At 69.7% G+C, this 17385-nt stretch carries 15 protein-coding genes; 7 read left to right on the forward strand and 8 right to left on the reverse strand.

Annotated elements, in window-relative coordinates; translation table 11 throughout:
• Positions 1-237: 237 nt before the first annotated feature.
• On the forward strand, positions 238-2082 hold the full coding sequence (locus tag F0U44_RS12840; RefSeq protein WP_188113462.1) for an acyltransferase family protein: 1845 nt from the start codon (positions 238-240) through the stop codon (positions 2080-2082).
• Here the strand turns inward: F0U44_RS12840 and F0U44_RS12845 are convergent.
• Positions 2060-2659, reverse strand: coding sequence for a hypothetical protein (locus tag F0U44_RS12845; protein ID WP_149728658.1), 600 nt, complete (start codon positions 2657-2659; stop codon positions 2060-2062). The two genes, F0U44_RS12840 and F0U44_RS12845, sit on opposite strands and share 23 nt — an antisense overlap.
• Positions 2660-2672: 13 nt before the next feature.
• On the reverse strand, positions 2673-3566 hold the full coding sequence (locus F0U44_RS12850; RefSeq protein ID WP_223163668.1) for an LLM class flavin-dependent oxidoreductase: 894 nt from the start codon (positions 3564-3566) through the stop codon (positions 2673-2675).
• A 47-nt stretch (positions 3567-3613) separates the two neighbouring features.
• Between F0U44_RS12850 and F0U44_RS12855 the strand changes: the two genes are divergently transcribed.
• The 3 genes from F0U44_RS12855 (at position 3614) to F0U44_RS12865 (ending at position 5578) form a co-directional block, all read left to right on the forward strand.
• Positions 3614-4342, forward strand: a complete 729-nt coding sequence (locus tag F0U44_RS12855) for an SDR family NAD(P)-dependent oxidoreductase (RefSeq protein WP_149728659.1) — start codon at positions 3614-3616, stop codon at positions 4340-4342.
• A gap of 170 nt (positions 4343-4512) precedes the next feature.
• The gene (locus F0U44_RS12860) at positions 4513-5238 is read left to right on the forward strand and encodes a lysophospholipid acyltransferase family protein (RefSeq protein ID WP_149728660.1); all 726 of its coding nucleotides are present in this window, start codon (positions 4513-4515) and stop codon (positions 5236-5238) included.
• Positions 5239-5311: 73 nt separating this feature from the next.
• The gene (locus tag F0U44_RS12865; protein ID WP_149728661.1) at positions 5312-5578 is read left to right on the forward strand and encodes a hypothetical protein; all 267 of its coding nucleotides are present in this window, start codon (positions 5312-5314) and stop codon (positions 5576-5578) included.
• Between the two features lie 7 nt (positions 5579-5585).
• On the opposite strand, the gene F0U44_RS12870 is transcribed toward F0U44_RS12865, so the two are convergent.
• The gene (locus tag F0U44_RS12870) at positions 5586-6239 is read right to left on the reverse strand and encodes a TetR/AcrR family transcriptional regulator (protein ID WP_149728662.1); all 654 of its coding nucleotides are present in this window, start codon (positions 6237-6239) and stop codon (positions 5586-5588) included.
• Positions 6240-6298: 59 nt separating this feature from the next.
• On the opposite strand from F0U44_RS12870, the gene F0U44_RS12875 reads away from it, so the two are divergent.
• Positions 6299-7723: a carotenoid oxygenase family protein gene (locus tag F0U44_RS12875; RefSeq protein ID WP_149728663.1), complete on the forward strand. Its 1425-nt coding sequence runs from the start codon at positions 6299-6301 to the stop codon at positions 7721-7723.
• Positions 7720-8457 (forward strand): nitroreductase family protein, encoded by a 738-nt coding sequence (locus tag F0U44_RS12880; protein WP_223163669.1) that lies wholly within the window; start codon positions 7720-7722, stop codon positions 8455-8457. The genes F0U44_RS12875 and F0U44_RS12880 overlap by 4 nt, the downstream gene beginning before the upstream one ends.
• A gap of 3 nt (positions 8458-8460) precedes the next feature.
• Here F0U44_RS12880 and F0U44_RS12885 read toward each other — a convergent pair whose 3' ends face one another.
• From F0U44_RS12885 to F0U44_RS12900, 4 genes are read right to left on the reverse strand one after another with little or no spacing between them, the layout of a single operon-like run.
• Positions 8461-9873 carry an FAD-binding oxidoreductase gene (locus F0U44_RS12885; RefSeq protein WP_149728664.1) on the reverse strand — a complete coding sequence of 471 codons (1413 nt, stop codon included), beginning with the start codon at positions 9871-9873 and terminating at the stop codon, positions 8461-8463.
• Positions 9874-9918: 45 nt separating this feature from the next.
• On the reverse strand, positions 9919-10617 hold the full coding sequence (locus F0U44_RS12890; RefSeq protein WP_149728665.1) for a Crp/Fnr family transcriptional regulator: 699 nt from the start codon (positions 10615-10617) through the stop codon (positions 9919-9921).
• Between the two features lie 19 nt (positions 10618-10636).
• On the reverse strand, positions 10637-12109 hold the full coding sequence (cls, locus tag F0U44_RS12895; RefSeq protein ID WP_149728666.1) for a cardiolipin synthase: 1473 nt from the start codon (positions 12107-12109) through the stop codon (positions 10637-10639).
• A gap of 28 nt (positions 12110-12137) precedes the next feature.
• A complete protein-coding gene (locus F0U44_RS12900) occupies positions 12138-15002 on the reverse strand; it encodes a choice-of-anchor D domain-containing protein (protein ID WP_149728667.1) in 2865 nt (954 codons plus the stop codon).
• Between the two features lie 200 nt (positions 15003-15202).
• On the opposite strand from F0U44_RS12900, the gene F0U44_RS12905 reads away from it, so the two are divergent.
• The gene (locus F0U44_RS12905) at positions 15203-16543 is read left to right on the forward strand and encodes an adenylate/guanylate cyclase domain-containing protein (RefSeq protein WP_149728668.1); all 1341 of its coding nucleotides are present in this window, start codon (positions 15203-15205) and stop codon (positions 16541-16543) included.
• A 12-nt stretch (positions 16544-16555) separates the two neighbouring features.
• Here F0U44_RS12905 and F0U44_RS12910 read toward each other — a convergent pair whose 3' ends face one another.
• The gene (locus F0U44_RS12910) at positions 16556-17335 is read right to left on the reverse strand and encodes an HD domain-containing protein (protein ID WP_188113463.1); all 780 of its coding nucleotides are present in this window, start codon (positions 17333-17335) and stop codon (positions 16556-16558) included.
• Positions 17336-17385 lie beyond the last annotated feature (50 nt).

Consider the following 17385-nt stretch of genomic DNA (forward strand, 5'->3'; position numbering starts at 1 on the left):
CTCGCAAACTACGGGCTGACGGAGAACGGTGTCGACCTTGCCCGTCCGCGGCAGTCCGAGAGCCTGATCTGAGTGCCCCAGCGGGCCCGACGTGAGCAGGAACACGCGTTCACCGAGGGCCGCCAAATTCGTTGCGGCGGGTTTCTCCCGTAGACCATTGTCTGAGGAGCGACAATGCCTTGTGGGAGGCGGGATCAAGCGCTTCTCGCGACCCCTAGGGAAGGAAGTCAGAGCGTCATGCCCTCGGACGATCGAGGCCGCCAGCAACAGCGGACGAGCCGGGTCCCCGGCCTCGACTCGCTGCGAGCGCTCGGCGTCGCGACGGTCGTCGGCTACCACCTCGGGGCGCCCTACTTCGGGGGCGGTTTCCTGGGCGTCACGCTCTTCTTCGTCCTCTCGGGCTACCTGATCACCCGCCTGCTGCTCGCCGAGATCGACAAGACCGGCACCGCTGACCTGCGCGGATTCTGGATCCGCCGCCTCCGGCGGCTCCTGCCGGCGGCCTACACGGTCGTCATCGTCGCGCTCGCGGGCTCGATGCTCTTCGCGCCGGACCTGCTGACCAAGGTGCGGGGCGACGGGTTCGCCTCGCTCATCTACGCCAGCAACTGGTGGATGGTCTTCCACGACGTCTCCTACTTCGACTCCTTCGGGCTGCCCTCACCCTTGGCGCACCTGTGGACCCTCGCGATCGAGGAGCAGTTCTACGTCATCTGGCCGCTCGCGCTGCTCGGGATGCTCCTGCTGCTGCGCAAGCGCGACCGGATCCTGGCCACGGTCGGCGGCGCGATCATCGTGTCCTCGACGCTGATGGCGGTCCTCTACGACCCGCTCGACGCCAACCGCAGCTACATGGGCACCGACACCCGGATGGGTGAGCTCCTCATCGGCGCCTTCCTTGCCCTCGCCCTGCACCTGCCCGAGGACGACGTCGTCCGGGTGCCCGGCCCGATGACCGTCGTACTCGAAGGACGGCGTGCGTGGCTCGCGCTGCTGACGTCGACCGGCGCCTTCGCGCTGCTCGCGATGGCGCTGCCGGACACGTCGGCGTTCGCGTATCGCGGCGGCATCCTGCTGGCCGCGGTCGCCTCGGCCGGGATGATCCTGTCACTCCAGGCGACGGCGATCTCCCGGCTTGCCGCGCGGGTCGACAAGGGCCCCGTCGGCGCCCTCGGCCGCCGCTCCTACTCCGTCTACCTGTGGCACTACCCCGTGCTGGTGGCGATGTCGACGGCCGCCAACATCGGCCACTACGACGCGGGGCGCTCGCTGGCGATCGTGCTGGTGACGCTGATCTGCGCCGAGATCTCCTACCGCCTGGTCGAGGGTCCCGTGCGACGGCACGGCCTGCGGGCGGTCGTCGCGATGGTCACGGGGGCGATCCGCGGGCTCCCGCGCCGCTGGCGGCGTCCGGCCTTCGTCTTCGCCGTGTCCCCCGCCCTGCTGGCCTGCCTGGCGCTCGCCGGCGTCAACACGCCCTCGCCGAAGGACCACGGTCCGACCACGGTGGTGACCGGCTCCGCTCCAGTCGGGAGCGACACCGACCGCCGCCCGGTCCCGACCGCTGCCCACCAGCACGAGACCAAGCACCGGCCCAAGCCGACCGCTCCCCTCCGGGGTCGCGACACCGTGGCGATCGGCGACTCGATCATGATCGACATCGCCCCGCTGCTCGGCGAGGAGCTGCCCCACATCACGATCAACGCCGAGGTCGGGCGCCAGCCGTGGACCGGTCTCGACATCGCGCGCACCTACGCGCAGTACAACCGCTGGGGCGGCAACTACATCCTCGGCATCGGCACCAACGGTGGCATCGACGCCGAGTCGCTCGCCGACTTCGTCGAGGACCACCCGACCGCACGCATCTTCCTCATCACGCCCCACGTCGACCGCACCTGGGAGAGCACGAGCGTCGAGGCGATCAAGGCGGTGGCCGACGACTACTCCAACGTGCGGGTCGTCGACTTCCACAACGCGGCCGACGGGCACCCCGGCTACTTCGCCGGCGACGGCGTCCACCTGACCACCGACGGCAACCGCGCGATGGTCAACCTGATCCTCAGGGCTGCGACAGACGCCTGACCGGGCAGCTGGAGATGTCGGGCTGGTCGGCGTAGAGCGGCAGCTCCTCGATGGTCGCCGTGAGGGTCTCCGGTCCGCCGAAGAGGCGCGAGGGGTCGAGGTAGACCGCCTCGTCGAAGTACTCACTGACGATGGCGCGCACCGGCGGTGATCCCGGCGTGAGGGTGCGGGCGACCGCGTCCCGCACGTAGCCCTGGCGCAGCGGGTGGAGCAGCGCGGACGACGGCGTGTGGATCATGTGCCAGCCGTGGAAGAAGTCCTCCTCGGTCAGCCGCTCGGGCTTCGGAAACCAGGTGAAGTGCGTCAGCCACTCCCCCGGCGCCACGGGCTGCGGGACCGACTCCGTGACCAGGTAGGCGTCGCCCGGCACCTGCCGGACGACCTCGGACCACACGTCGACGGAATCGACCCAGATCTCGGCGACGCCGCGGAGCGCGGAGCCGTTGCCCATCAGCAGGGTCGCGCCGGGCAGGTCGGCGGCACGGGAGACCTGGAGCGAGCGGAGGCCCGGGACGTCGAGCTCTGATGCCTTCTCGGCGGCGGCGTCGTCCCAGAAGAGCAGGTCGATCTTCTCCACGTTGCGCTCCCTCTCAGAGGATCTCGGCGATGCGCTCGACCTGGGTGAGGTCGGAGCTGGTCGGAATGAGGTGGACCTCGTCGCAGCCGATGTCCTCGAACCGCTTGAGGGCGTCGCGCAGCTCGGTCGGCGTGCCGGCGAATCCGGCCGTCGCGGCCAGAGCGTCGACGAGCTCGACGGGCAGCCAGTTCATGTAGTGGCGCAGGTGGCGGTGCACCTGTCCACGCGGGTCGTCGCCCACGGCGAACCAGAAGGACGTGGTGAGCCGGGGCGCCTCCCGCCCCTCCGACCCCCAGGCCTCGCGCGCCAGCCGGAACAGCCCGTCGACCTCGTCGACGTCGGCGTTGAGGGTGACGCCGGCGACACCGTCGGCCCAGCGGGCAGCGCTGCGGATGGTCTTCTTGCCCATCGTCCCGACCAGGATCTCGGGACCTCCTGGCTGCAGAGGCGGCGGTCCGACCGGCCGTACGGCGTCAGTGACCCGCTCTCCCGCCCACACCCGGCGCATGGTCTCGACGGCCCCCGCCATGCCGGCGATGGTCTGGGTGGCCAGGTCGGCGTCGACGGCGCGGTAGTCCTCTTCGCGACCGCCCACGCCGATGCCGACCGAGAGTCGGCCGCCGCTCAGCTGGTCCGCGGTCGCCAGGCTCTTGGCCAGCAGCACCGGGTGGTGGAGCTGGGGCACGACGACGGTCGTCGTCAGCCGGACCCGCTCGGTCCACGCGGCGACGGCGCCGAGCAGCGTCGCGGAGTCGGGGTTGTCGAAGGCCATCCGCTCGCCGAAGCACAACGAGGCGTAGGGACCCTCGTCGATCGTCCGCGACCACGCCTCGAGGATCGACGCCATGCCGAGGGGGAGATCCGGCTCCATCACCGGGAGCGTCATGCCGACCTGCACCCGAGGCACTCTGCCACAACCTCGACCAAAAATAGAACCTGTTCTAGTATCGATCCATGCAGACTGAACGAGCGCAGCGTTTCACCGACAAGCGGGTCGTCGTGACAGGTGCCGCCGGCGGCCTCGGCGCGACCGTCGTCAAGCTGTTCCAAGCCGAGGGCGCCCAGGTCGTCGCGACCGATGTCGCGGCCGGTGATGGCATCGTGGCCTGCGACCTCGCCGACGACGCCGCGCGGGATGCCTTCGTCGCCAGCGCGCTCGAGGAGCTCGGCGGGCTCGACGTGCTCTGCAACGTGGCCGGCATCCAGCAGTTCGCCGAGCTCGGCAAGCTCACGGCCGCCGGGCTGCGCAAGCATTTCGACGTCAACGCGGTGGCGCCCCTGCTTCTGGCGCAGTCTTTCGCGCCGGCGCTGATCGAGAGCAAGGGCAATATCGTCTCGGTCGCCTCGATCTCCTCGGTGATGGGCCAGCCCTACAACGCGCAGTACTGCGCCTCCAAGGCCGCGCTCCTCCTCGGCATGCGTGCCCTCGCGGTCGAGTTCGGCACCCAGGGCGTGCGGGTCAACCTGGTCTCCCCCGGCGGCATCGACACCCCGATGATCCAGGCGGCCGCCCACGGCCTGCCCGAGAACACCGACTGGAACCTCATCGCGAAGAGCCAGTCCGTCATGCCCGGATTCATGCCACCCGAGGAGGTCGCGGAGAACCTGCTCTACCTGGCCTCCGACGCCGCCCGCTCGGTCACCGGCGCCAACCTGGTGGTCGACCGCGGCGTCGTGTGGTGAGCTAGCTCCGCCGGAACTCCTCGCTGCGCTCGCCTGACGAAGTCGCAGGGTTGGTTGTCCGAAGTGTCAGGGTTGCGCTGACGAAGTCGCAGGGTTGGTTCTCCGAGGTGTCGATCTTGGTGGTCTAGCGGTGCTGGCGCCGCGGTGCGAGTGCCGCCAGAGTGCTCCCCATGGCTCGCCTGACCTACGACCGCGCGCACGAGATCGCGCGTGAGGGCTCCTCGATCTGGGGCTACCGCTTCGTGCGGGTGCTGCTCGTGCCGATCTTCCGGATCCTCTTCGCGATGCGCGTCTCCGGCCTGGAGAACGTCCCGGCCAAGGGCGCGGCCGTCATCGCGCCCAACCACAAGAGCTTCTGGGACGGCTTCTTCATCGCAGCGGTCGCACCGCGGCGGGTGTTCTTCATGGGCAAGTCCGAGCTCTTCGAAGGGCCCCAGGGTCGTTTCCTACTGTGGCTCGGCGGCTTCCCCGTGAAGCGCGGGCAATCCGACGGCGAGGCGATCGAGACCGCGATGGCGATCCTGCGGCGCGGCGACCTGCTGTCCCTCTTCCCCGAAGGGACTCGGGTGAAGGACCCCGAGGCGCTGGGCAGCCCCCGCAAGGGCGCCGCGCGGATCGCGATCGAGACTGGCGCACCGATCGTGCCGTGCGCGATCACCGGCACCGAGAAGCGCCGCCTCCCACTGCCCCGGAAGGTCCAGGTCACCTTCGGTGAGCCGATCCCGGTCTCCGGCCTCGACGCCACTCCGGAGGACGCCGGCGAGCTGATGGACGAGCTCGTCTGGCCGGCCATCGCCGAGGACTACCACTCCCTCCGCGCCCGCCCCGGCCTCATCGTCGCCGGTCTCGCCGCGGTCGGCCTGGGCATCGCGGTGCGCCAGATCCGCAAGCGGTAAGAGGCGAATCTCCGTAGCGATCTTCCGTAGCGCTACGGAGGAGGTCGCCGGCCAGCTGACGGACCATCGAAGGGTGGACGGAGACGGCGAGCCGATGGACGACGTGCGGCGGTGGGAGCTGCTGCGCGAGGCCACGGTCGTGACGGCCATGAGCCGACTCGAGGCCGCGCACGTCATCATCTGCTCCGACGAGGACGGCGTGATCCACTTCGTCCAAGGGCCCTACGCCGACGGGGTGTCGGCGCTAGCCGATCTCGCCGAGCTGGAGCGCACCTCGTGCCTGCCCGAGGGTGCGCGGATGTTCATCGTCCCGCTGCACCCACCTGGCCTCGACCACTGACGAAGTGTCAGTCGTGGCCCGCCGAAGTGTCGCTCCTGACGGTCCCGTAGTGCTCGATGGCGGCGAAGTAGAGCTCGACCGTGTCGGCCACGATCTCGTCGCGGGTGGCGTCGACCCGGCCGTCGATCCACTCCGTCAACAGCTCGTTGAACCCGGCGGCGATGATCATGGAGGCACGGCGCGACCGTCGGTCCTGCTCGGCTGAGATCGGCTCGCGCGCGAACGCCTGACCGGTCTGGACAGCGAGGTCGGAAAAAGTCGCGATGGTCGTACGGCGATGCGCGCGCAGGACCGGGTGCGCGGCCGACTCCACCAGGAAACGGCTGAGCAACCGGTCGTCCGACACCTGATCAACGAACGACCCGACGGCCGCGGCCACCGCGTCCTGCGGCGATCCGCTCGCGCTGGCGACGGCTGTCATCACCACGCCGACGGTGGTGGCGATCTCTTCCTCGAAGAGCGCGACCAGCAGCTCGTCGACACTGGCGAAGCTCTCGTAGAAGTAGCGCTCCGTCAGGCCGGCCGCGCGGCAGACCCCGCGATAGCTGGTGCCGCTGAGGCCATGCTCGCGGACCAGCTCCGCGCCGGCATCGAGCAGCCGGCGACGCCGTTGGTCACGTCGCTGATCGGCGCTCACGCCGCCGTACGTCCGCTCTGTCATCGCGCTCAAGTGTCGCAGGCCACCTTCCCAACCCCCATCTGACACCTTACGATGTCAGAATGTCGATCACCCAGGAACGCATCACCCTCGGCGAGGAGTGGGGCATCCACCGGCCCCTGCTCGAGGAGCGCGACGTCGTCGACCTGCAGGTCGACGGAACCATCCCCGCCGAGCTCGAAGGCACCCTCTACCGGATCGGTCCCGGCAAGCTCCAGGTCGGTACGACGCTGCTCGACAACATCTTCGACGGCGACGGGATGATCAGCCGGTTCAGCATCCGCGATGGCCGCGTCGACTTCCGCAACCGCTACGTCCGCACCCAGCACTTCGAGCACGGCCAGCGGTCCAGCAAGGTCAAGTACCGCGGGGTCGGCGCGATGCGGCCCGGCGGGCCACTGGCCAACTTCCTACGACTGCCGGCCAACGTCGCCAACACCAACGTGATCCTCACCGGCGACGAACTGCTGGCGTTGTGGGAGATGGGCCGCCCGCACCGGGTCGACCCGGACACCCTGGAGACACTCGGCGAGGAGGACTTCGAAGGCCGGCTCAAGTGGATCGGTGCCTTCTCCGCGCACCCGAAGTGGGATCCCCAGACGCAGGAGATGTTCAACTTCGGGCTCGACATCTTCCCCTACCCGCAGATCCGGTGCTACCGGCGCAAGCGCGGCGGCCCGCTCGAGCAGTTCGCGAGCATCCCGATGCTCGACCTGCCCTGGAACCACGACGTCGCACTGACTGGCAAGAACCTCGTCTTCGTGCTCGACCCGATCATGCCGACCCTCCCGCAGATCGCGCTCTCGCGCGGCTCCTACCTCGACGCCCTCGACTACCGGCCGAACAAGCCCACCCGCTTCGTGATCGTGCCGCGCAACGGCGGCCGGCCGCGGATCGTCGAGCACGACGCGCTGATGCACTTCCACGTGACCAACGCCTTCGACGACGGCGACGACGTCGTCGTCGACCTGGTGAACTTCGGCCCCGACGCCTGGGACCAGCTCAAGGTCACCATCGGCGACGCGCGCAACCCGCACCCCTATCCGCCGAACCGGCTGACCCGCTACCGGATCAGCCCGACCGGACAGGTGACCTCAGAGCAGCTGGTCGACTTCACCGGCGAGTTCCCGCAGTACGACTGGCGCCTGACCGCGCGCGAGCACCGCTTCACCTACCTCACCGGCTTCGGCGAGTCGATGTCCGACGGCTCCATCACGAAGGTCGACAGCACCACAGGACGGGTCTGGCAACACACCATGGCCGGACATGCGATCGGCGAACCCCTGTTCGTGCCGAGGTCCCCCGACGCTGCCGAGGATGACGGCTGGCTCGTCGCCCTCGCCCACGACCGGCGCGAGCAACGATCGAAGCTGGTCGTGCTCGACGCCCGCGACCCGGAGCGGGACGCCCTCGCCACGGCGCACCTCCCGTTCAACGTGCCGCTGGGCTTCCATGGCATGTACACCCGCAGGCCGGTGGCCTCGTGAGCAGCGCCGACCTGTCGTTCGGCACTGACGCTCCGCTGCTCGAGGTCATGTCGACCATGCGAGCGATGAGGAAGCTGAAGCCCGACCCCGTGCCCGAGGACCTGCTGGTGCAGCTCGTCGAGGCGGCGATCTGGGGACCGAGCGGCAGCAACGCGCAGGCCTACAGCTATGTCGTCGTCACCGACCGGGAGCAGATGGCCGCGCTCGCGCGACTGTGGGACGTCGTCGCCACCTTCTACCTCGGCACAGCCGGGAAGGCGGTCCCGGACGGAATGACCGAGGAGAGCTACGAGCGGATGCGTGCGGCCCTGCGCTTCCAACGCGACCACTTCGCCGAGACGCCGGCCGTGATCATTCCCTGCTACGACCTCGGCCCGTGGCAACGCAAGGTGATGCGCAACGTCGGAGAGGTCCGCAAGGCGACGTTCGCCCTCGGACCGCGTCGCGCCGTCACCGTCCTGCGGAACTACGGTCGTTTCGGCGACATGGGCGCAGCCGCGAGCGTCTACCCCGGCGTGCAGAACCTGCTGCTCACCGCGCGCGCCCTCGGCCTGGCCGCCACGATGACCACCTGGCACCAGCTGATCGAGGCGGAGTTCAAGCAGGTCCTCGGGATCCCGCGCAACGTCCAGACCTTCGCCGTCATCCCGATCGGCTACCCGGCGGGCCGCTTCGGACCGGTCTCGCGCAAGCCCGCAGCCGACACGATCCACTGGGATCGCTGGGCAGGCTGACGCTCAGCGCGGCCCGACTACGGGACGGATGTTCTGGTTCATCGCGAAGAAGTTCTCCGGGTCCCACGCCCGCTTGAGCTCGGTGAGCCGCGCGTACTTCTCGGCCCCGAAGGTCTCCCGGATACGTGACTCGTCGACGTCGCTCACCAGGTTGAGCCCCATACCCGCCATCGTCCACGGCTCCAGCGCAGCAGCGGTCGAACGCGCCCACGCGATGTGCCGGGCGTCGCCGTCAGGGTCGCCGTTCTCCCAGATGGCGTAGCAGTGGAAGAGCCACTGGGCCGCGCGACCACCCAGCGCCGTCGCATCCTCAGCCACGTCGCCGAAGGCCCCGCCGAGAGGCGCCAGGATGAGGGCGCTCGCGGGCGACGTCGCCTCCATCGCGCACGCGATCGCAGCGTCGAGCACCTCGTCCGGCACGGTCGGCATGAACTCCGAGCGCCAGTAGTTGCGCCGTCCCGGAGGGTTGCTGGGATCGCTGGACGCCTGGATGTCGAGGTACGTCGTCGGGCCGATCATGTCCACGGCAGCGCCGAGCGCCTTGAGCGGCGCCAGCACCGAGGCGCCGGCCTCGACGTCGCCCCAGTAGGCGGCCATGATGCCCACCGCGGGGCGGCCCCGCATCTCCTCGGGTACGAAGGGCGCCTGGGGCGCGGTCATGCAGATCATCCCGCCGCAGACCTCGCGCGGCGCCTCCAGGAAGAAGTCGCGAACCGAGCGCAGCACCTCCGGCGCGCGGCTGATCGGGAACATCATCCGACCGCCGTAGACCTCAGGACCGATCGGGTGGAGGCGGAAGGTGAACTCGGTGACGATGCCGAAGTTGCCCCCGGCTCCTCGCAGACCCCACAGCAGGTCAGGGTTATCGGTGTCGCTGGCCGTCACGACTCGACCGTCGGCCGTGACGACCTCGGCCGCGAGCAGGTTGTCGCACGCGGTTCCGTGCAGCCGCTCGAGCCACCCGCTGCCGCTGCCGAGCGCGAAGCCGGCGACGCCGGTCGTCGTCATCCGACCGCCGGTGGTCGCGAGGCCGTGCGCCTGCGTCGCCCGGTCGAGCTCACCCCAGACGACGCCCGGCTGCACCCGTGCGACCCGGGCCACGGGGTCGACCTCGATCCCCTTCATCGGGCCCAGGTCGAGGAGCAGACCACCCTCGATGGTCGAGTAGCCGGCGACCGAGTGGCCGCCGCCGCGTACGGCGAGCGGTAGTCCGGACGAGCGGGCGAAGCCGACCGCGTGGACCACGTCGGCGACCGAGGTCGCCTGGGCGACCACTGCGGGTCGGCGGTCGAACATGGCGTTGAAGCCGGTGCGCGCGACGTCGTACGCCTCGCCGTCGGCGGGAGTCAGGACGGTGCCCGCGAAGCCGGCACGGAGCGGAGCGAGATCGAGAGCGGGCGCGGAGTCGATGGTCATGGGACCACCGTCCTCTCTTCTGCACGCAATGGTCAGTGCTGCGCGTCACAGGCTTCCGGCGGCCTCTGCCACCGCCTCCAACCGGGCCCGGTCGTGCACGACGAAGTGGCCGTCCTGCTGACTGATCACGCCGTCGGCCACCAACGGTGCGAGCGCTCGGTTGATGTTCTCGCGGGAGGCCGCGGCCAGCGCACCCAACGTGCGCTGGGAGAGCTGGAGCCGGACCCGGACTCCCCCGTCGACGGGTTCGCCGAACTCGTCCGCGAGTGCCAACAACGTGCGCGCCGCCCGAGCCCGGATGTCGTCGAACACCATGCCAGTGAAGGAGTACGCCGCCCGGACGGTCAGGCCCGAGAGCTGCTCGAGCATCCGTTCCAGCGCCGGTGGGTGCCGGCTGAGGAAGGCGACGAGCGGAGCCCGACGAAGGAGCAGGAACCGGCACTCCTTGATCGCGGTCACGTTGACCTGGCGCACGCCGCTCGCGTGGAAGAGCCCCACCTCGCCGGTGATGTCGACGGCCTCGTTGATGTCGACGATCACCTCGGCCCCGTCGCGGCTGAGCCGATGCGACTTGATCGTCCCCTCGGCGAGCACCCACAGGGCATCCACCGGATCGCCCTCGAACCAGATGGCCTCACCCGCGCCGTACCGCCGCTCGGTGAGGTGCGGCACCAGCTCCGCGACGTCGTCGCGGGTCAGGTCGCGGAAGATCGGGGTCTGGAGCAGAATCCCCGGCAGGTCCATGCCCGGAGCGTAGACCCGGCTACTGGAGCGCAGCGGTGAGGCGCATGACGTTATCGACGTACTTGGTGCGGGCGGGGCGCTCGCGCCAGCGGTCGAGCGTGAGCTCGTGGGAAAGGGCGCGGTAGGTGTCCTCGACCTCACGCAGCTTCACCACGACCTCGGGGTCGGGCAACATCAGCGACACCTCGAAGTTGAGGCCGAAGGAGCGCATGTCCATGTTGCTCGACCCGACGACGGCGACCTTGTCGTCGACGGTGAAGTGCTTGGCGTGGAGGACGAACGGCGCGGGGTACTGATAGATCCGCACGCCGGCGTCGAGCAGCGCGCGGTAGTACGACGCCTGCGCGTGCCCGACCATGAACTGGTCGCTCACCTCGCTCACGAACAGCTCGACATCGACGCCGCGCTGCGCGGCGGTCGTGACGGCATAGAGGAGCGACTCGTCCGGGACGAAGTACGGCGAGGTCAGCGAGATCCGCTCGGTGGCGGAGTAGATGAGCGCGGTGAACATCCGCAGGTTGTTCTCCGCGACGATGCCCGGCCCGCTCGGCACGACCTGGCAGGGCACCTCGAAAACCTCGTCGGGTCGGCGATCGGGTGCCCCGTGGACCGGGACCAGGTCGACGGCCTCGGCGGTCTCGACGTACCAATCAGTGGCGAAGACCGCGTTGAGGGCACCGACCACCGGCCCCTCGAGGCGCACCATCAGCTCGACCCACTCGCGACCGAGCCGATGGTTCTTCGGCTTGTTGTAGCCGGGCTCGGTGAGGTTGAGCGACCCGGTGAAGCCGACGCTGCCGTCGACCACCAAGATCTTGCGGTGGTTGCGGAGGTCAGGGCGCCGGAACCGCCCGCGGAGCGGCTGGATCGGGAGCATCGGCCGCCACCGGATCTCGGTCCCGCGCAGCCGCCGCAGCATCGAGTGATATCCCGGGATGCCCCGCGAGCCGAGGTGGTCGAAGAGCATCCGGCAGACGACGCCTCGTTCGGTCGCCCGCACCAGCGCCTGGAACAGCGGGTCGGTCACCTCGTCCCAGGCGGTGATGTAGAACTCGACGTGCACGAAGGACCGCGCGCGGTCGACCTCGGCAGCCATCTCGTTGATCACGCCTGCGTAGTCGGGCCAGAGCTGCACCTCGTTGCCGCCCGACATCGGCAGCGCCCCAAGCCTTCGGTTGAGCTCGGCCACCGTGCGCAGCTCGGCCGGGATGGTGGCCTCGTCGTAGTCGAGGTGCAGCGCCTCGGATGGCGCCCGCACCGCCTCGATCGCGCGACGCTGCCGCGCCATCCGGCGCCCCTCCAGCCGGGTGCGGCCGAAGAGCTGGAAGATGGTGAAGCCGATGATCGGCTCGACGAGGATCAGCAGCAGCCAGGCCATGCCGGTCGACGGCTTGCGGTTGCCGGGGATCACCCCGAGCGCCACCAGGCGGAGCACGACCTCCAGGGTCAGCAGGAGGAAGCCGAGCGTCGTCGTCGGTTCGAGGGCACCCATGCAGGCACCCTAGTGAGCGCCCGCCGGGTTAGCCCGCTGCCTTCCCGCTGCCCTTGACGCTGACCGAGGTCGTCACCGACGGCCCGGTCTCAGGGCTGATGTAGGCGCCATCCGCACCGGCCGAGCGGAGGACCCGCAGCTGGAGGAACAGGTCAGCATTCGGCGCGGCGCCGGCCTTGGTCGGCGCGAACGCAAGCCGTACGACGCAGGTCTGGCCGGGCGCGACCCGCTGGAGCTTCGATCCGAAGAACGGGTCGTAATAGGTGCACTCGTCGGCACCCTCCACGATCGTGAAGACCTGCGTCGCGCCGAGGGACGGCGCCACGGTGATCTGCTCCGAGGTCGTGTTGGTGACCACCACGTCGAGGTAGGACGTCGTCCCCACGGTCGTCACCGGGAACGCCGGGGCCTTGGGGTTGAGGGTGACCGTCGGCGCTGTAGCCGTGCCCTTGAAAGTCACCTCGCGCGGCACCCCGGGGCTGTTCGGCCGCAAGGCGAAGGCGTTGTCGGCACCGCTGCTGCCGCGGACCCGGAAGTCCGCCACCACCGACTCGGCCCCCACAGCGCCGGGTTGATAGGTGACGAGGACGTTGCAGGTGCCGCCCGCCGCGACGGTCTGGAGGTAGGTCTTGAACACGAACGGGTCGTCGACGCGGCAGTCGTCACCGCCGCCGGGGTAGAAGTCGGCGGAGAACGTGGCGCCCGGGATCTGGGGGTCGATCGTGATCGGCCCGTTGGAGGTGTTGGTGACGGTCACGAGCATGCTCGACGTCGTCCCGAGGAGCGTGCTCGGGAACGTGGTCGACGTCGTCGCGATCGTCGGCGCCTTGCCGGTGCCCTTCACCTTCACGGTGGTGACCGTCCCCGGCCCGCCGCCCGGGTAGACGTAGGAGCCGGCCGGCCCCGTGCTCAGCCGGGTGAAGAGCTGCAGGTCCGCGGCCTCGCCGCCGTTGCGCGACGCGGTGTAGGTCAACACGAGCGAGCACGGCGCACCGGGCGCGAGCCGTGGGACGTAATAGCCGCCGAAACCGTCCTCGCTGACACAGGTGCCGGTCGAGTAGTCGATGGCGAACGGCCCGGGCGGGAGCTGCGGGTCGATCACGACCTGCTCGTTCGAGGTGTTGGTGAGCTCGACGGTCATGATCGAGGTCCCCTCGGTGGGCGTGACCGGGAACTTGGGAGCGCTCGGGTTGGCAGCCACGGTGGGCCCCTTCGCGCTCGCCTTCACGGTGACCGACTCCGTCGAGGGGAACTGGCTCGACGGCGCCTTGTAGTCGCCGTCGGCACCCGTGGCGGCACGCAGGCCGAGCACGACCTTCGCCGTGGTGTTTCCCTCGGCGACCGCGAAATAGCTGAGTCCGACCACGCAGCTGGAGCCCGGCGCGACCGTCCGCGCGCTGTACTGGCCGAGGTAGGGGTCGTAGAAGTAGCACTCGCCGCTGTCGTAGGTGACCGAGATCGTCCCACCCTCGGCGACCGTCGGCTCGATGCTGATCGGGCTGGACGAGGTGTTCTTCACCGTGAAGCTCGCCTGCGAGCTCTGCCCGACCATGATCTCGGGGATGGTCACCGACTTCGGCGCGGCCGCGGCCGTCGGCGCCTTGCCCGAGCCCTTGAGAGACAGGGTCATCGACGCGTCCGGGGTGAAGTTGACGGTGTTGACGTCGCTGCCCTGGGTCGCGTTCGGATAGCTGAAGAGGTCGACCTTGACCTTGCCGGTCCCGGCGTTGCCGTCCTGCGCGGCGTAGAAGCTGAAGGACATCCGGCAGGTCTGGTCGGGCACGAGGACGACGCCGGTGTCGGCGTTGCGCTGGCAGGCGTCGGAGGGGGAGTTGACGTCATAGGTGTACGGCGGGAACTCCGGGTCGGTGATGTGCGCACCGAGCGCGATCTTGACGTTCGAGGTGTTCTTGACGAGGACCGTGCCCGTGGCGGTCGAGCCCGTGGTGATCTGGCCGAAGCTGAGGGTGGTCTGGTCGACGCTGATCGTCGGGGCGGCGCCGGTCCCCGTGAGGGTCAGCGGCGACGACGTCGTCGGCGGACCGCTGGTGGCGATGAGGCTGCCCGGCGTCTCACCGGGCACCACCCAGGCGTTGATCCTGGCCTGACCGGTCTGCTTGCCCTTCGCGGTCGGGTTGAAGGTGTACTGGATCGTGCAGGTCCCTCCGGTCGCCAGCACGACGGAGCGGTTGCCAGAACCGGTCTGGACCGAGCAGTCACCCTGGTCCTCGCCGACGAACTCCCGGTGGATCGCGAAGAGACCGTCCGTCGGCGCGACCATGGCGCTGTCGAAGGCGAGGGCCGCTGCGGTGTTGTTGGTGACGGAGATCGGGATCGTCTTGGAACCGTCGACACTGACGTTGCCGAAGGCCGCGTCGTCGGGGTTCACCGTGTACTTGACCGATCCGCCGGTTCCCTTGATCTGCAAGGTCTTGGTCGCCGCGGCCCGTAGCCCGTTGATGGACTGGGCGCTCCGGGGTGCCGCGCCCTGGAAGACGTAGGCGCTCACCTTCGTGGACGCGTTCGTGGCCTTTGCCCCGGTCGGCTTGTAGTGGAACAGGAAGGAGCAGAACTGCTCGGCAGGCACCACCGCGACGGCCCCCGCATCAACCATGCAGGCGCCCTCGTTCATCTCGGGAACGAAATCGACGCCGCTCGCCGACGGACTGATCTCGCCGACGGCGAAACCCAGCTGGACGGACGAGGTGTTCTGGATCGTGACGTTCTGCCACCGCTCGTCGCCGACGACCACGGTGCCGAACTGCAGGGTGGACGGCGTGATCTCGAAGGTCGGCGCCGCGGCGTGCGCAGGCGCCGGGGCCAGGAACGGCGCAGCAAGCAACGCCAGAAGGGCGGCCAGAGTCAGGATCGACCACCGCGAAATCGTGTGCATCTCTTGCTCCCGGTTTGCTCGTCGCGACGACGGGACCCCCGGAGATCCGCGACGCGATCCTCGCGGCCGCCTCTGGGGCTGTCTACCGTGATTTCCCCTGGTTGCCGGTCGAGCGGGCTCAGGGGGTGAGGCAGATCACCGGCCGTGACGGCGACCGGAGTCACCGTGCTGCGCACCTCATCAGGAATAGCATCACGGGCGTGACGCGTGCCAACACGATGTCGATCCTCTTCACCGACCTGGTCGGGTCGACAGCGATGGGTGATCGGCTGGGTGACGACGACGCCGAGACGGTGCGGCGACGGTTCTTCGCGATCATCGAGGAGGCGGTGGAGCCCACCGGTGGCCGGATCGTGAAGACGCTCGGCGACGGCCACATGGTCGTCTTCGCGAGCGCGCTCGACGCGGTCGGCTGCGGCATCGCGATCCAGGCCGCCGTCGATGCGCACAACTCCGAGCCCGACGCCGAACACATCGGCGTCCGGGTGGGGATCAACGCAGGCGACGTCTCGGTGGAGGGCGAGGACTACTTCGGCACGCCGGTCACCATCGCCAAGCGGCTCTGCGACTCCGCTGACGGGGGCCAGATCCTCATCTCCGGGCTCGTCGAGTCGCTCGTCGGGACCCGCGGCGGCTTCGCCTTCCGCCACGTCGCCCCCTTGGAGCTGCGCGGGTTGTCGCGTCCCCAGGCGGCGAGCGAGGTGCTCTGGCGCAACCCCGAGACCGCGTTCACCACGGCGAGCACCAAGGCTGCGCGGCCCACCACCGCTGCCGGGCAACCCCGGCGCTGGGGTCGGCGGCGCAGCGCGGTGGCCGCGGTCGTCGGCCTCGTCACCGCCGGCGCGATCATCGCTGCCGTCGCGAGCAAGGACGAGGACCAGGAGCCGGAGGACAAGCCCAACCCGGCGGCGCCGTACAGCGGGAAGGTGCTCATCGACGTCACTGGCACCGTCCCGTCCAGCGACCGGCGGCGGGTGCACACGTTCGAGGCGTACGCCGGCGACGTCGTCCACCTCGACCTGTGGAGCCGCGCTCCGGGCGTCTACCTGGTGCTCGAGCTGCGCACCGAGTCGGGGCGCCTGCTCGCCTTCGACGAGGGAGCGGGCGACCCCGGCATCTCCGCGTTCGAGCTGACCCGCAACGGCCAGTACCAAGCCGTGGCACGGATGTTCCGACCGGCCGAGAACGGCCCCTACGAGCTGAGGGTCGTCCGGTCCGACGGTCCGGCGGCGGAGGCGCTCGGCGTCGGCTACGACGAGTTCGTGAAGCCCGGCCAGACCTACCTCCAGCAGGTCCGGCTGAGGAAGGGCCGCAGCACCCGGGTCGAGGTCCTCTCGGAGTCGGTCAACCGGGCCGACCTCGTCCTGGAACTCGTGGACAGCGCCGGCGTAGTCGTCGCGAGCGACGACGGCTCCGGCGAGCTGGGCGATCCGTCGATCAAGCGCTTCAGGCCGGCGGCGACCGGGAGCTACACGGTCCGGGTGCGGGCGAAGACGCCCCGCGACCTCGGCGCATTCCGGGTCGCCGTGATCACGAACTGACAGCCCTGTTGGTCACTCGGCGAACTGCGAGGTCCGGACGAGCCGGTTGAAGCCGATCGACTTGAGGAAGGCGGTCCGGGTGCCGGCGTGGGCCTCGTGGGCGAAGGTCTGCGGGAGCGACGCCTTCAGGTCGTGGCGCGGGTAGCGCTTGAGCACCCGGGTGACCGAGCCGGGATCCAGGTGGCGGTAGCGCAGGCCGATGGTGTCGACGCCCGCGCCGGCCTGGAGCAGCACGGCCTCAGGCCCGAACGACGGGTCGATCCTCGCGTTGAGGTGGAGGCTGATCGCGTTGGACAGGGTCGCTCGTCGCACGACGTCCAGGCCGCGGGCCTCCGACCACTCGTCGGCCAGGATGCCGCCGCGAGCGGCGAAGCAGGCCATCCGGGCGTGGTCGCGGTGGGTCGCGTCGAGGGTGAGGTCGTGGAGCATCGAGGCGACGAAGAACAGCTCACGATCGGGGTCCAGCCCGTCGCGCTTGGCCAGCATGAGCCCCCAGAAGTAGGTGCGGACCGAGTGGTTGTAGAGCAGGGGCGACGTCGTCGTACGGCACTCCTCGTCGGCCTCCCGGGCGATCTTCGAGTCCGGGACCGTCAGCTCGTCCGCATCGAGGGAGGCACCGTTGCGCACTGGCACCCCGAGTCGGTCGGCGGCGCGTGCGGCCATCAGGGGGCCGAGGGTGCGCGTCGACAGGGCGCCCTCGCGGACCTGCTCCCAGCGGGACATGCGGCCGCCGCGGGCCCGCGCCCACGCGAGAGTGCCGAAGGCCGGCACATCGGTGCCTGTGGTGGTCATGGACTCACTGTCCCGAAAGGACGGCGACGGCACAATCACGCGTGCTGCCT

The sequence above is a fragment of the Nocardioides humilatus genome, assembly GCF_008373755.1.
Taxonomy (GTDB): Bacteria; Actinomycetota; Actinomycetes; order Propionibacteriales; family Nocardioidaceae; genus Nocardioides; species Nocardioides humilatus.